This window comes from Salinivibrio sp. YCSC6 (assembly GCF_004916735.1).
Taxonomy (GTDB): Bacteria; Pseudomonadota; Gammaproteobacteria; order Enterobacterales; family Vibrionaceae; genus Salinivibrio; species Salinivibrio proteolyticus.
On sequence record NZ_CP039516.1, the window covers coordinates 80,798 to 95,525 of the forward strand.

The window sequence follows — 14,728 nt, forward strand, 5'->3', positions numbered from 1 at the left end:
ACGTGACAACTATCGCGTGGGGAGTTTATCCGTTACCCGTTCTGTTGGCAGTTCGGCCAAAGGAAGCGGCTTGGCAAACAAGAACCCTTGGGCGTAGTGGCAGCCAATTTCACGCAGTCGAATCGCTTCTTCTTGGGTTTCAATCCCTTCGGCAACGAGGTGGACGTCCATGCCACGGGTCATGGCTACTACGGCTTCAATGATGCGCTGGTTGGTCACATTTTCAGTCATCGAATGCACAAAGCTGCGATCGATTTTTAAGCTATCAAAGGCCATCTGGTGAAGGTATGCCAAAGACGAATAGCCGGTCCCAAAATCGTCGATGGCTATTTTGATGCCCAACGATCGGATTTTAGTTAACCCCGATGTCGCCAGTTGTTCGTGGCTCATCAGTTGAGATTCGGTAATCTCTAAGGTGAGGTTATCGGCGGGCAAGCGGGTACGTGACAGGACATCTTGCAACTTATCGATAAAATCAGCGGATAAAAGCTGGCGGGCGGATAAGTTTACGTGCAGCTGAAAATCCGCTGCCCACACGCCTTTTTCAATTTGAGCGACGGTATCGTACGCAGCCTGTTCGAGCACTTGCATACCAATTTGATTGATTAAACCGCTTTGTTCGGCCACCGGAATAAATTCGGCGGGCGACACCATACCCCGACTGGGGCTTTCCCAACGGACCAGTGCTTCGGCGCCACAGAAACGGCCATCAACAAGACGCACAAGAGGTTGATAGTAAACCACAAATTCATGGTGCTGCACGGCATGATGAAGCTCGAGCAGCAAGCGCGACTGCTCTTGGACACGCGCTTGCATACTGGCCTCAAAGAAAACATAGGCATCGGTTTCACTGCGTTTTGCTTCACTCAGTGCCAATCCTGCGTGTTGCAACCCTTCATAAATGGCATCGCCAAAGGTGTGGCCAAAGACTACCCCAGCACATGCATCGACCAAGACCTCATCGTTACCGATTTTGACCGGACGCTTAAACAGGCTGAGCAATTGATTCACCAAGGCTTCTGACTGAGTGCGATTGGTGGTGTTGGGAGCCAGTACAGCAAATTCATCACCGCGAATCCGTGACACCAACATCCCAGTGCCATCCGCGAGATCGGTTAAGCGCTGAGCAATGGTGCACAGGAGTTGGTCGCCGCCGTCTTGGCCAAGGCTGTCGTTGATGTTGCGAAACCCGTTGATGCCGAGGATCACTAAGGTGTTGGGTGCGTGATAGCGGATGGTGTTGGCTTGTTCTAATAAGCCTTCTCGGGTGTACAAACGGGTTAAGTTGTCTTGACGGACCTGTAGACGTAATGCATTGAACGAGTCCTGCACTTTGTCGGACATGTTGTTAAAGGCATCTTTAAGAATGGCGATTTCTCGCAAACTGGCAGAGGTGTTGATCCGATACGTCAGGTTCCCTGAAGCAAGCTTGGCGGCAGCTTCCGCGGTATCGCGCAAAGGGCGGGTGAGCTGGCGAATAATCAAATACACCACCATTAACCCAACTAGCGCCATGGCTATCACCAGGTAGACACTGATCTTTTGTTGGTTGAGTAAGCTCTCCAGCAATAGCTGATCGGGCAAGGCCACCACCACATACCAGTCGTGCTGGAACGGTGCCGCCATATCTACCCTCTTGATCGTGCCGTAAAAATTGCCCTGATCGGCAATCTTAAAATAAAAAGGCTGCCCTAATTGCGAGGGCGCAGGAGGCCAGTCATCGGAGATATTTCTAATGGTATTGTTGAGGACTGAGTTATTAGGAACGCCGGGAAAATGAAGAATATTGGTCGGGCTGTCTTGGCCGCTGTGTGCCAGCATGCGCCCTTCACTGTCGACAATAAACAAGGCACCGCCCAGCTTTTGCTGACGCTCACTTAAAAACTGATTGAAAGCGGTGAGTTTAATGTCGCTGGCAACCACGCCCCATACTTTGTCGTTTATTTGGATGGGGGCAATGGCAGAGAGCGAGACTTCTCCCACCTCATCGGCATCGCGATAAATATCGGTCCAGCGTGGCTGCTCACGGTTAAAGGCAGGAATATACCAAGGGCGCACACGGGGATCGTAATCTCCGTCTTGATAAATCACATTGGATAAAGGCGTACGCCCATCGAAGATGCGCAAGGCGCGGTCGGTATCATCACTGCGCTCCATGAGTACGTATTGGCCACTGTCGCTTTTGCGGTAGCCGTAATAGTCGCCGCGGGCATCGACACCAATGCTCAACACCTGCATATGAGGCATGGCTTGAAAAAGGGAGGTATAGCTGTTGAGCAAGTAATTGCGAATGTCTTGTGGGGTGGGATTGCGATCTTTCGCCCACGCTGCCACGCTGTCAGCGACAAAGACATTGGCGTAAAACGGATTTTCGAGGTATTGACGTAAGTCCTGCTCTATCCCCTGAGAGTAGTCGGTAAGCAGTAACTTACCGACGAAACGCGAACTGGACTGGTAATGATTGTTGATTGTAAAAACGATCACAATCAGTGTCAGCGTGAGTACGAGAAACACGGGTAACATGACAGCTGCTCGAATCGAAAGGGGACGCATGTTTCTCATTAGTACAACAACTTAACTCTTCTTAAGAACCCAACACAATTGGCGGATTGTACCCCAATCGCTGTTATTAAATTTAGCAGAGGTTCAAAGTGTTTGAGTTTTAATAATGAGTCATGACTCAATATTAAGCTCTTTTAGCTTACGGGTGAGTGTATTTCGTCCCCATCCGAGTATTTTCGCTGCATCCTGCTTGTGACCATGGGTGTGTGCCAGTGCTGACTCCAACAATATGCGCTCAACACTCGGCAGTGCTTGTTGCAAAATGCCGTGTTGGCCGCTGGCAATCGCATGCTCTGCCCATTGCGCCAATGCGTGCTGCCAGTCTTGCTCTTCGTTCTCAGCGAGGCGGGTGGGCTGATGAAGCAGCTCGCGAGGTAAGTCGCTGGGTAAGACCTCATTGCTACTGGCCATGACGGTTAACCATCGGCAGGTATTTTCTAGTTGACGCACATTCCCCGGCCAAGGTAGCTGGCTCATGATGGCTTTGGTATCTGGATGGAGCTGTTTGGCTTCGACACCGAGCTCTTCCGCGGCGCGGGCGAGAAAATACTGACACAACTGAGGAATATCTTGGCGTCGGTCTTTAAGAGACGGTAAATGGACGCGAATGACATTCAGGCGGTGGAACAAGTCTTCTCGAAATGCGCCTTCGGCCACCAAGCGCTCTAAATCTTGGTGGGTGGCGGCGATGATCCGCACATCCACATCCACGGCGGCGTGACCACCGACGCGATAGAATTGGCCATCCGCCAGCACACGCAGCAAACGTGTTTGCACATCCAGTGGCATATCGCCAATTTCATCGAGGAATAACGTGCCGCCATTGGCTTGCTCAAACCGTCCTTGGCGCACCGAGTTTGCACCGGTAAAGGCGCCTTTTTCGTGGCCGAACAGTTCAGATTCAATCAAATCTTTGGGAATCGCGGCCATGTTGAGTGCGATAAAAGCATGGTCAGCGCGGGGGCTATGGCGGTGCAATGCTTGCGCCACTAACTCTTTCCCTGTGCCAGACTCGCCATTAATCAAGACTGAAATCGATGAACGAGAAAGACGACCTATGGCGCGAAACACTTCTTGCATGGCGGGCGCTTCACCAATGATTTCTGGCATGTCCGCTTGAGAAGGCTGGGTGGTTTGCTGCTTTTGCTGCTCTTTACGATGTGCCAGTGCACGCTCGACTAAGGCTAGGGCTTCATCAATATCAAATGGCTTCGGCAGATACTCGAATGCGCCCTTTTTGTAAGCATTCACCGCGGCATCCAAATCTGAGTGTGCGGTCATAATGATCACTGGCAAATCCGGATGTTGATCATGAACACGATGGAGAAGGGCGAGCCCATCCGTGCCCGGCATGCGGATATCGGAGACCAACACATCGGGTGTTTGCTCGCGGAGTGCGCTTAACACACTGTCGGCATCACAAAATGTCTGGCACGCTAAATTGGCGGCGCTTAAGGTGCGCTCCATGACCCAACGAATGGAACTGTCATCATCAACAATCCAGATGGTTCCTTTACTCATGCGTGGTGTCCTTTTCAATAATCGGTAATTGGATGATAAAGCAGGTGTGCCCTGGCCAGCTATTAACCTCAATCTTTCCTTTATGCTGATCAATGAGGTGGTGGGTAATCGCAAGTCCGAGGCCATTTCCGTTCACTTTGCTGGTGACCATAGGGTAAAACAAGGTGTCTTGTAGCTCGGGGCTGATGCCCGGCCCATTATCGATAATCTCGATTTGTGCCACGACACGATGACGCATGCCATGAATCACGGTTTGAAACCCTGTGCGTGTACGCAAGGTAATTTGTCCATCGGCTTGCTCGCGCACCGCGTCGGCAGCATTGGCCACCACGTTGAGAATCGCTTGCTCAAGTTGTTCTGGATCCATGTCAAAATCCGGCAAGCTAGGGTCGTAGTCGCGAATGATATCGACCGCGCCCTGCGTGTCGAGATTGACTAACTGACGGACCTTTTCCAGCACCACATGAATATTTTGCTTTTGTCGCAGCCCCGGACGCTGCGGGCCCAGTAGTCGGTCGACGAGATTACGCAGCCGGTCCGCTTGTTCAATGATGATTTGGGTGTATTCGGCCAAGCTCGCATCGGGCAACATTTTTTCCAGCAGTTGTGCCGCGCCACGTAAGCCACCGAGCGGGTTTTTTATTTCGTGCGCTAATCCTCGGACTAATTCTTTGGCCGCTTGTTGCTGTGCTTTTTGGGCGAGCTCTTTACTGATCCGTTGCTGCTGGCTAACCACATTGACTTCGAGCAGGATTTTCCCGCCGTCTGGGTCATCAAATAGCGGACTCGCGCTAAGTTGGACTTTTTGTGGTTGACCGTCGACCACCCAAGTCACATCACTGTCGGTCAAGCTCTGGCCGGCTTGTGTGGTACTGACGATGTGTGACCAATCCACACTGGCATGTTGGAGCTGTTCTGTGAGCGGTTGGTTAACTAAACGGCGGACACTTTGGTGCATCAGCTGCTCAGCGGCTGCATTGGCGTACAAAATACGCCATTGTGTGTCGACCACGACAATGGCCGTTAGCAGATGATCGAACAGTTGCCCTGGCATCATGTGCGGCTGAATCCTTGTTTGCACTATAATGGTGCATTGAGTGTAATCAAACTCTGTACACCGTGCAGCCCCCGTCGGTGGCTTTGTGAACTCAATCGGTTGTCATCAGGCGATAACCGCCTCACTAGTGCGTCTGACGCGACGGTTGATTGAGATGTGCACGGTGCAAAAAGAAACGATGAACAGGAGATGATGCAATAACCTTGCCGTTTTCAATGTATTGCACTTGCACCGTGTGAGTGCCCCGATCGACTGGCTCAATATACCAATGCAACGTTCGCTGATCTCGCTGTGTGGTTTGCTGGGGGGAAAGCGCTACCTTTGCACCATCGAGGAGCAATACTACCGACTCTGTGGCTGCATGGACGGGACGGACTGATGCCGAGACTGTGAGCTTACCGGGATTGCTGCGCAAGGTCGCACCTTCAGCAGGATGGAGCAGTGAGAGCGCCACGGCGATGTCCGGCTCGGTTGAGGGAGAGGCAGGTGTCAGGCTCGATGAAGGTGAGACCGGCGGCGTGGATGGCGTAAAGGATGTCACCGTATACTCAGTGACCGACATCTCGCCAACCGGCCGCGTATCACTGAGATGCAAACCCCCTTGCGCATCGGTCCATTGATAGACGCTGGTGGCTGCACAAGGCAGTGTGATAAGCAACCAAGTTACGAGAAGCCATTTCATGTTTGTTGTGCCTTGTCACGGTAAAACACTGAGTGTAAAACGGCAGTAGGCGGGCTCAAGCATAAAAAAGCCCACCTGCGAGGTGGGCCGTAATTTCTATTGGTGGGCGCTTTACACTGAGTAGTAAAGTTCGAACTCAACAGGGTGCGTAGTCATTTGGATGCGCTCCACGTCACCGGCTTTTAGGCCAATGTAAGAGTCGATAAAGTCATCCGAGAACACGCCACCAGCCGTCAAGAATTCACGATCGGCATCAAGGGCTTGCAAGGCTTCTTTCAAGGACTCGGCAACGGTTGGGATTTCCGCCGCTTCCTCTGCGGGTAAATCGTACAAGTCTTTATCCATCGCATCGCCTGGATGGATCTTGTTTTTAATCCCGTCAAGACCAGCCATCAGCATCGCAGCAAAGCACAGGTATGGGTTCGCAGACGGATCGCCAAAGCGGACTTCGATACGACGTGCTTTCGGGCTCGGCACCACCGGAATACGGATAGACGCAGAACGGTTACGTGCGGAGTAAGCCAGCATGACAGGCGCTTCAAAACCGGGAACCAGACGCTTGTACGAGTTGGTTGAAGCGTTGGCAAAGGCGTTGATGGCACGCGCATGCTTGATGATACCGCCAATGTAGTAAAGAGCGGTTTCGGACAGGCCACCGTACTTGTCACCGGCAAACAGGTTTTGACCGTCTTTCGCGAGTGATTGGTGTACGTGCATGCCCGAGCCGTTATCACCAACCAGTGGCTTTGGCATAAAGGTTGCGGTTTTACCAAAGGCGTGCGCGACGTTATGCACGACATACTTGTAGATCTGAATTTCGTCCGCTTTGGTGGTCAGAGTGTTAAAGCGGGTTGCGATCTCGTTTTGTCCTGCGGTTGCCACTTCGTGGTGGTGCGCCTCAACCACGAGGCCCATTTCTTCCATCACTAATGACATGGCAGAGCGGATATCTTGTGATGAATCCACAGGGGCAACTGGGAAGTAGCCGCCTTTTACGCCCGGACGGTGGCCTTTGTTACCGCCTTCCAGCGCCGAGCCTGAGTTCCAGCTCGCTTCGACATCATCAATTTTGTAGAAAGAGCCGGCCATATCAGTGGCGAATTTCACGTCATCGAACAAGAAAAACTCTGGTTCAGGACCGATCAGGACGGTATCAGCAATGCCAGTTGCGCGCATATAGTCTTCGGCACGTTTGGCAATCGAGCGAGGGTCACGCTCATAACCTTGCATGGTTGAGGGCTCAAGAATATCACAGCGAATGTTGAGCGTGCTTTCTTCGGTAAATGGGTCCAGCACGGCTGAGCTTGGGTCAGGCATCATAATCATGTCTGATTCGTTGATGCCTTTCCAACCGGCGACGGATGAGCCATCAAACATTTTGCCTTCTTCGAAAAAGTCAGCATCGATTTGGTGTGAAGGAATAGAGACATGCTGCTCTTTACCCTTAGTATCGGTAAAGCGCAGATCGATGAATTTCACCTCGTTCTCTTGGATCAATGCGAGCACGTTTTCTACTGACATGTGAAATAACCTCCGGTGTCAAAATAAAAGGGTAAGCTGGGTTTGCTCCTTGCACAGTACAAAGCGAAAACTGTGCCAACAATTTTAAACGTGCTAATTGCCCCATTGACGGGCAACGCGACGATTAATGGGCACCGAAACACTGTCTGTATGCACCATTATTGTGCATCAATGCATTGCTATGGTGCAAATAACTCGGCAGTGGTGTTGGATTCGCACGACAGCCGTGCAGCCCTCGAAGTTATAGCAGACAAATGGCGGTGAGAGTGTGGTCTGCCTTTAAAAATTCATCTTGGTCTTTTTCTCACTGAGCCGTTGTATTTGCTTAATAATTCACCAGTGTGAACACAAGAGTCCGTCATTGTCTTTGCGCTGATTCACATATTTAGGTGGGTTTTGCGACAAAATCTGGTACATTACGGCCGTTTTTTTAATCAGGTGGCGGCACCGTCGTGGTAGGTGTGTTTAACCCAAGGTTCGGCGCGCGCCCCCGTCTATCGAGTGAAAAGAGAGTCCATGACCAACTTACAGACTGATAAATTGAGAAATATCGCCATTATTGCCCACGTTGACCACGGTAAAACCACGCTAGTGGATAAGCTGCTGCAGCAGTCCGGCACGCTAGCAACCCGCGGTGAAGTGGAAGAGCGTGTCATGGACTCGAACGACATTGAGAAAGAGCGTGGCATCACCATTTTGGCGAAAAACACCGCCATTAACTGGAATGACTACCGCATCAACATCGTCGATACTCCAGGACACGCCGACTTCGGTGGTGAAGTAGAGCGTATCATGTCGATGGTTGACTCTGTGTTGCTCGTGGTTGATGCGGTTGACGGCCCAATGCCACAAACACGTTTTGTCACCCAAAAAGCGTTCGCACACGGTCTGAAGCCAATTCTGGTTATCAATAAAATTGACCGCCCAGGTGCGCGTCCTGACTGGGTTATGGATCAGGTATTCGATCTGTTTGACACCTTGGGTGCGACAGACGAGCAGCTAGATTTCCAAGTGGTTTACGCATCCGCACTAAACGGTTGGGCGAGCCTAGACGAAGCCACCGAAGGCGAGAACATGGAACCGCTGTTCAATGCGATCGTTGATAACGTTGCAGCGCCGGATGTTGACATCAACAGCCCATTCCAAATGCAAGTCTCTCAGCTGGACTATAACTCTTACAAAGGCGTTATCGGTGTTGGCCGTATTACTCGCGGCTCAGTGAAGCCTAACCAACAGGTGACCATTGTTAGCGCCGACGGCAGCAAGCGTAACGGTAAAGTAGGTGGCGTACTGGGCTACTTGGGCCTTGAGCGTAACGACGTTGAGCAAGCGACAGCGGGTGACATCATTGCTATCACCGGTCTTGGCGAGCTGAAAATTTCAGATACCATCTGCGATCCAAGCAATGCAGAAGCGCTGCCAGCGTTGACCGTCGATGAGCCAACTGTAACCATGACTTTCCAAGTTAACACCTCGCCATTTGCGGGTCTGGAAGGTAAATACGTTACGTCGCGTAACATTCTTGAGCGTCTGCAAAAAGAATTGGTGCACAACGTTGCACTGCGCGTTGAAGAAACGGATAACCCAGATAAGTTCCGCGTATCCGGTCGTGGTGAACTGCACCTATCTATCCTGATCGAAAACATGCGTCGTGAAGGCTACGAGCTTGCGGTATCACGTCCAGAAGTGATCATCAAAGAAGAAGATGGTCAAAAACTGGAACCGTTTGAAACCGTGACCATTGACGTACTGGAGGAGCACCAAGGCGGCGTGATGGAGAACATCGGTCTGCGTAAAGGTGAATTAACCAATATGTTGCCTGACGGCAAAGGCCGTGTCCGTATGGACTTTATGATGCCGTCTCGTGGCCTGATTGGCTTCCAGACTGAGTTTTTGACCCTGACCTCGGGCTCTGGCTTGATTTACCACACGTTTGACCACTACGGCCCATTTAAAGGCGGTGATATCGGTCAACGTGTTAACGGTGTACTGATTTCTAACGCGGCGGGTAAAGCACTGACTTATGCTCTGTTTAACTTGCAAGAGCGTGGCCGTCTGTTTGCTGAGCACGGTGATGAAGTGTACGAAGGTCAAATCATCGGTATTCACAACCGTTCTAACGATCTGACCGTTAACTGCTTGAAAGGTAAGCAGCTGACCAACGTGCGTGCGTCTGGTACTGATGATGCACAGGTACTGACACCTGCCATCAAGTTTACCCTTGAGCAAGCGCTTGAGTTTATCGATGACGATGAGTTGGTGGAAGTGACACCAGAAAGCATCCGTATTCGTAAGAAATTACTGACTGAAACTGAGCGTAAGCGTGCAGGCCGTAAAGGCTAAATCGTGAATGCGAAGCGTCAAAAAGGCACCCTCGGGTGCCTTTTTTTGTGCCTGAGGATTAATTAAGGGTTTGAATAAACCGATCGGACGCTTGAATGGCACGCTGCATATCGGCAATAGCGCGATCGATATCGCCGGCGAGATTTTTGAACTCGCCTTGGAGTGCACCGATGGCGCGTGCATTCAGATTGTGTTTCAGATATAAGCGGTTATCTTGCAGCGTATTTAGCACGGGTGTCATGGTGCGTTCGGCGCGTTGCATGGCATCATACAAGCGCTGATACTCGGCTTGTGTGGCTCGCAAACGCTGGGCACTCTCGCGTTTGAGGCGTGGATTGGTGTATAGCGCCAGCTCCTCGTCCCACTCAGCAAATAAGGCCTGCGCCACGGCGTCCAAGGCATCAATGCGGTCACGAACCTGAGTCACTGCTGCTTCACTTTTTTGATATTGCTTATTGACTGTATCGTAAGCAGCTTGTAACTCGCCGCCATCAAACTGCGTCAATGTGGTCAATGCTTCAAGCGCGTCGTTAAACTGGGTTTGTGCCTTTTGCTGCGCACTGGCAGCATCTTCAACACGATCGACCATGATATCGCGCTTATGAACGCCGACTTGCTCCATCGCGGCGTAATAGGCAGACTGACAGCCGGTCAGCAGGGTTAAACTGGTCAAAAATAGTAGCACGGCCCGCACAGGCAACTCCTTGGTTATAAATCATGTACACTGAATAAGCGTAAGGCTAACACAAGGTTAGGAACAAGGTATGCTCGATAATCCGCTGCGTGACATGCCCTCATGGCAATGCTCACGTGACTGGCTACAGGCCATGGTTCGTCATTTGTGGCAACGAATGGGAGAAGATAGGCTCACCGTGAGCGCCGGCTATATGGCCTATGTCACCTTGTTGTCCTTGGTCCCGCTTGTCACCGTGGTGCTGTCTGCGTTCTCGAGTTTTCCCGGCTTTTCGCAAGTGGGCGAAACACTGCAGCAGTTTGTGATCAAGAATTTCGTCCCAGCGGCGGGCGAAATTGTCGCGCGTTACCTTAATGAGTTTGTCGCCAACGCGGGCAAGATGACCGCGGTGGGGGTCAGCTTTTTGTTCGTGGTCGCCATTATGCTCATTTCTGCCATTGATAAGAGCTTGAACCACACCTTTAAGATTAAGACCAAGCGACCAATGATGATCGCCTTTTCGATCTACTGGATGGTGCTGACGCTGGGCCCTATCTTGATTGGTACCAGCATTGCCTTAAGCTCGTATTTGACGTCGCTATCGCTCTTACAAAGCGGCGTCGCCAGCGACTTATTAACCACCTTGCTGCGTGGATTACCCTTTGTGTTAACCACGCTCACGTTTATGGGACTGTATACGCTGGTGCCGAATACCCGAGTGCGATTGCGCCATGCGTTAGTGGGCGCGGCAGCTGCCAGCATTTTGTTTGAATTGAGCAAAAAAGTGTTCGCGTTGTATGTCACGCACTTTCCTTCGTATCAGCTGATATACGGTGCACTGGCCGTGGTGCCGATTTTATTTGTTTGGGTGTATTTTAGTTGGTGCATTGTGTTGTTTGGTGCTCAAGTGACGGCCACCTTGCATGAGTCAACGCTGTGGCGACCCCAAGGGGATGCGGCGCCGCGAGACACACCTGTCCCTGCTGTGATTGAAAATGAAGACAATAAGGAGCGTTATGATCGCCTTAATTCAACGCGTGAGTGAAGCGAACGTCACGGTTGAGGGCAATACCCTCGGTACCATCGGCAAAGGGCTGGTGGTGCTATTAGGCGTAGAAAAAGGGGATACCGATGCGCAGGCTGCCAAACTGGCGCACAAAGTCACTGGCTATCGGGTATTTGAAGACGATGCCGGCAAAATGAACCTCAATGTTGCTCAGGCTGGAGGCGAGCTGCTGGTGGTCTCGCAGTTCACCCTTGCAGCCGATACTAAAAAAGGGATGCGTCCGAGCTTTTCAGGCGCGGCGCCGGAAGAGGCGGCACGTTTGTACGATTTGTTTTGTGATCACTGTCGCCAAGCGGGGCTTCAGACCCAAACTGGGCAGTTCGCCGCAGACATGAAAGTGAGTTTGGTCAATGATGGACCGGTCACATTTTGGCTTCAGGTTTAACCAGCCTAACAGGGAGAGACAGGCATGTTCCGAATGGTGACGCCACAAACAGAGCAAGATCTGGCGCGGTATTACGATTTTCGTTATCGCATGCTACGCGAGCCTTGGCATGCACCGCGTGGCTCTGAACGCGACGCGTATGACGTGAGTGCTTGCCATCGAATGATTGTCGATGGTAATGGCGAGCCTGTAGCGATTGGGCGGTTGTATCTGACCCCAGATAACGACGGTCAAATCCGTTATATGGCGGTTTCACCGGACTATCGCAGCCGAGGCCTGGGAGCGTTGGTACTGATGGCATTAGAGTCCTTAGCGCGCCAAGAAGGGGCCAAGCGCTTAGTCTGTAATGCGCGTGAGGACGCGGTCAGTTTTTACGCCAAGCATGAATTTATTAGCCAAGGTGAGTTGAGTGATGAGCGTGGCCCTATCCGACACCAACAAATGGTGAAGCATTTAGATCCACTGTCGGATGTCGTGCGTCGACCTGAATGGTGCGCTGAGCTACAAAGGCGCTGGCAGCACCAGATCCCCATTAGTGACAAAATGGGAGTTAAAATCACTCAATTTACCGGTTATCGCTTCGAAGTGTGCGCCAACCTCAATGCCAATCTAAACCCGCATCACACCATGTTTGCAGGCAGCATTTTCAGCCTTGCCACGCTCGCCGGTTGGGGCATGGTGTGGTTGCTGATGAAAGAGCGTCAGCTGAGTGCGGATATTGTGCTCGCAGACAGCCATATTCGCTATCGTCGCCCGGTGGCAGAGCGTCCCCGTGCCAGCGTGTCGTTAGACAGTTTAAGCGGCGATCTAGACCGACTCGAAAACGGGCGTCGAGCGCGGGTGACGCTAGAGGTGGCGTTTTTCAGTGGTGATGAACAGGCAGGGGTGTTCACGGGCACCTATGTCTTACTGCCATCGGATGATGCGGCAACGACGCAACCGGCTCCGCAACTGGCTCTGCTGCGCTAGCGCCTTATTCGCTGAGGTTAGGCTTTGTCGCTTGATAAATCGGCCAGCGGAGTGACAGGGTTTGCTCTCCGCTGAGCGTGGCGCGAATGTCACCGCGATCGGCATTGAGCGTCAGCGATGTAAAGGGTAGCGGAACTAAGCGGCTTGCCTCAGGCGGGACAGTCTCCCCTTTCAACCAGTGTGCGAGCCGAATAGACCATGGCTCGTCCACAGATGGGTCTGTTTGCGCCGCAGCGCTATCGAGAAAAGTGACGGCTAACTGACCGTTCAACCCCACCTCAAAACTGTGTGCGTCTCCCGCCAGCCCTGACCATTGCCCCTCAATATCGTGAAAGCCGTCTAGCGGTAGTGGCCAATCGAACCAAGCATGGTAAATGGACAAGGGAATTTGCAAACCGTCAACGGCCAGTGACCAAGGTCGGCTCGGTGCGGCGAGATTGATCTGCCCAGACAGCGCCAGTTGGCCATCGGGAAAACCCAGTAAAAATTGGTGCAGCTGAAGTTTACGATCATGAGCCTCAAGTCGTAGGTAGGGCTCTGCGAGCCACTGCTGGTTAATACTTGCATGGTTGGCGCTGGCTGTAATGAGACCATTGACCAGCTCGCCATCGCGGATCTCAAGAGCTTGGCCATCCACATCAATGCCACTGATTTTGGTGGCAAAGTCAGGGGATAAGTTAAGCCACTCGTTATGCTTTAGCTGTAAACTGGTGATGCTCAGTTGGGTCGGTATACCGGGTAACAAGTCTTGAAGGGGATCAAGCTCTTGGCGAGAGAGGGTTAAACCGTTGGCTTGAAAACGGTCTATCTGCCAATTGTTCTGGGTGAATTGGCCAGACACAGCAAAAAAGCCCTCCTGCAATTGGCTGGTGAGCTGATTGACGATCACTGCGTTATCTCGCCACTCGATATCGCCCAGCGGCTGTTCCCAAGTTTGGCCTTGCCAGCGCAGATAATCGGCGTTGAATGACAATCGCATCGCCGGTTGATACCACCAAGGCGCGTTGGGGGCGAAACGAAGATCTTGCGCCGAGAAGGTTAATTGGTTCACCGACAGGAGATGCGTTTCTGCGCTGAGTTGTCTTACGTCGGCGCGGGCGACGGTTAACACGGTATCGTGAGGCCAAGCCGCGAGCGCTTGCGCGAGGATCTGGCGGGTTTGCTCGCTATCAATCACCGCATCGCTGATAGTGAGTTGCTCGAGCGCGAGAGTGCCGGGTTGCCAATGACCTTGCGCACTGATTGCAGCGCGTTGCCACTGCATCGAGGCGCCCAGAATTTCCCACCCTTGGTCACTCGGTTTCGCATCCAGTAGTAATTGGGTTAAGGCGATACCTTGTCCGTTAAGCGAGCCTATTTCCCATTGTGCTCGTCCTTTCACTGTGCCATAGGCTTGGGAGCCTTTTTGCCAATTATCGAGTTGTGCACGTACACTGGTGGCTTGCCAGTGCGGCGTGTGTAGGGTGACATCACTTAGTAGCACTCGACCAATGGTCAGCCCTTGAGGTAATTCCTGCAATGGGTTGGCGTCCAGCGCATCAAGGTCAATATCCATACCATCAATGCGTAGCCAAGCAATGTGTGGAAAGGTCGCGGGGTCTATATAAAGTTGTAGTTTGTCCGCATGCCAATCGGTTTGGGAGGCTTGATAATCCGGCTGAATCAATGTCAGTTGCAGCGGTGAGCGCCAGTGATACCCCACTTGTGCCACGGTGAGTTTACCGGGTAACAGGGTCTGGGAGACGGTATTAAAGACAGGTGTGCTGTAACGGGTATGCAAAAGCACCACAACCACGAAGAGCGCGGTGACAATCAGGATGATCAAGCTGGCAATCAGTTTGGCCAGGATGCGCATGGGCAAATCCTATCGGAGCGAGAAACGGTGACGATGAATGGATTAAGACTGGCGCAAAAGTGGCCTAAATTCAACTGCTAGGCAAAAAGTACGC

General features: G+C 52.0%; 11 protein-coding genes. 4 read left to right on the forward strand and 7 right to left on the reverse strand.

Annotation, left to right across the window (positions count from 1 at the left end; translation table 11 throughout):
- Positions 1 to 9: 9 nt before the first annotated feature.
- The 5 genes from E8E00_RS00365 to glnA all read right to left on the reverse strand — a co-directional run bounded on the left by E8E00_RS00365 (position 10) and on the right by glnA (position 7,343).
- On the reverse strand, positions 10 to 2,553 hold the full coding sequence (locus E8E00_RS00365) for an EAL domain-containing protein (RefSeq protein WP_168174059.1): 2,544 nt from the start codon (positions 2,551 to 2,553) through the stop codon (positions 10 to 12).
- Between the two features lie 120 nt (positions 2,554 to 2,673).
- Positions 2,674 to 4,083 carry a nitrogen regulation protein NR(I) gene (gene glnG / locus E8E00_RS00370; protein WP_096630243.1) on the reverse strand — a complete coding sequence of 470 codons (1,410 nt, stop codon included), beginning with the start codon at positions 4,081 to 4,083 and terminating at the stop codon, positions 2,674 to 2,676.
- The gene (gene glnL, locus E8E00_RS00375; RefSeq protein WP_069591252.1) at positions 4,076 to 5,140 is read right to left on the reverse strand and encodes a nitrogen regulation protein NR(II); all 1,065 of its coding nucleotides are present in this window, start codon (positions 5,138 to 5,140) and stop codon (positions 4,076 to 4,078) included. Before glnL ends, glnG begins: the two co-directional genes overlap by 8 nt.
- Positions 5,141 to 5,264: 124 nt before the next feature.
- Positions 5,265 to 5,822 carry a DUF4124 domain-containing protein gene (locus tag E8E00_RS00380; protein WP_096630240.1) on the reverse strand — a complete coding sequence of 186 codons (558 nt, stop codon included), beginning with the start codon at positions 5,820 to 5,822 and terminating at the stop codon, positions 5,265 to 5,267.
- 111 nt (positions 5,823 to 5,933) lie between these two features.
- Entirely contained in the window at positions 5,934 to 7,343 is a 1,410-nt protein-coding gene (gene glnA / locus E8E00_RS00385) for a glutamate--ammonia ligase (protein ID WP_069591248.1), read from the reverse strand.
- Between the two features lie 516 nt (positions 7,344 to 7,859).
- Between glnA and typA the strand changes: the two genes are divergently transcribed.
- Positions 7,860 to 9,686: a translational GTPase TypA gene (typA, locus tag E8E00_RS00390; RefSeq protein ID WP_077455753.1), complete on the forward strand. Its 1,827-nt coding sequence runs from the start codon at positions 7,860 to 7,862 to the stop codon at positions 9,684 to 9,686.
- Between the two features lie 58 nt (positions 9,687 to 9,744).
- On the opposite strand, the gene E8E00_RS00395 is transcribed toward typA, so the two are convergent.
- Positions 9,745 to 10,380 carry a DUF2959 domain-containing protein gene (locus tag E8E00_RS00395; protein WP_096630237.1) on the reverse strand — a complete coding sequence of 212 codons (636 nt, stop codon included), beginning with the start codon at positions 10,378 to 10,380 and terminating at the stop codon, positions 9,745 to 9,747.
- Positions 10,381 to 10,474: 94 nt separating this feature from the next.
- On the opposite strand from E8E00_RS00395, the gene E8E00_RS00400 reads away from it, so the two are divergent.
- From E8E00_RS00400 to E8E00_RS00410, 3 genes are read left to right on the forward strand one after another with little or no spacing between them, the layout of a single operon-like run.
- The gene (locus E8E00_RS00400; RefSeq protein ID WP_205907411.1) at positions 10,475 to 11,404 is read left to right on the forward strand and encodes a virulence factor BrkB family protein; all 930 of its coding nucleotides are present in this window, start codon (positions 10,475 to 10,477) and stop codon (positions 11,402 to 11,404) included.
- Positions 11,376 to 11,810: a D-aminoacyl-tRNA deacylase gene (gene dtd / locus E8E00_RS00405; RefSeq protein ID WP_069591243.1), complete on the forward strand. Its 435-nt coding sequence runs from the start codon at positions 11,376 to 11,378 to the stop codon at positions 11,808 to 11,810. The genes E8E00_RS00400 and dtd overlap by 29 nt, the downstream gene beginning before the upstream one ends.
- A 24-nt stretch (positions 11,811 to 11,834) precedes the next feature.
- Positions 11,835 to 12,779, forward strand: a complete 945-nt coding sequence (locus tag E8E00_RS00410) for a bifunctional GNAT family N-acetyltransferase/hotdog fold thioesterase (RefSeq protein WP_069591242.1) — start codon at positions 11,835 to 11,837, stop codon at positions 12,777 to 12,779.
- A 4-nt stretch (positions 12,780 to 12,783) separates the two neighbouring features.
- Here the strand turns inward: E8E00_RS00410 and E8E00_RS00415 are convergent, their stop codons facing one another.
- Entirely contained in the window at positions 12,784 to 14,634 is a 1,851-nt protein-coding gene (locus tag E8E00_RS00415; protein WP_096630231.1) for an AsmA family protein, read from the reverse strand.
- Between the last annotated feature and the right edge of the window lie 94 nt (positions 14,635 to 14,728).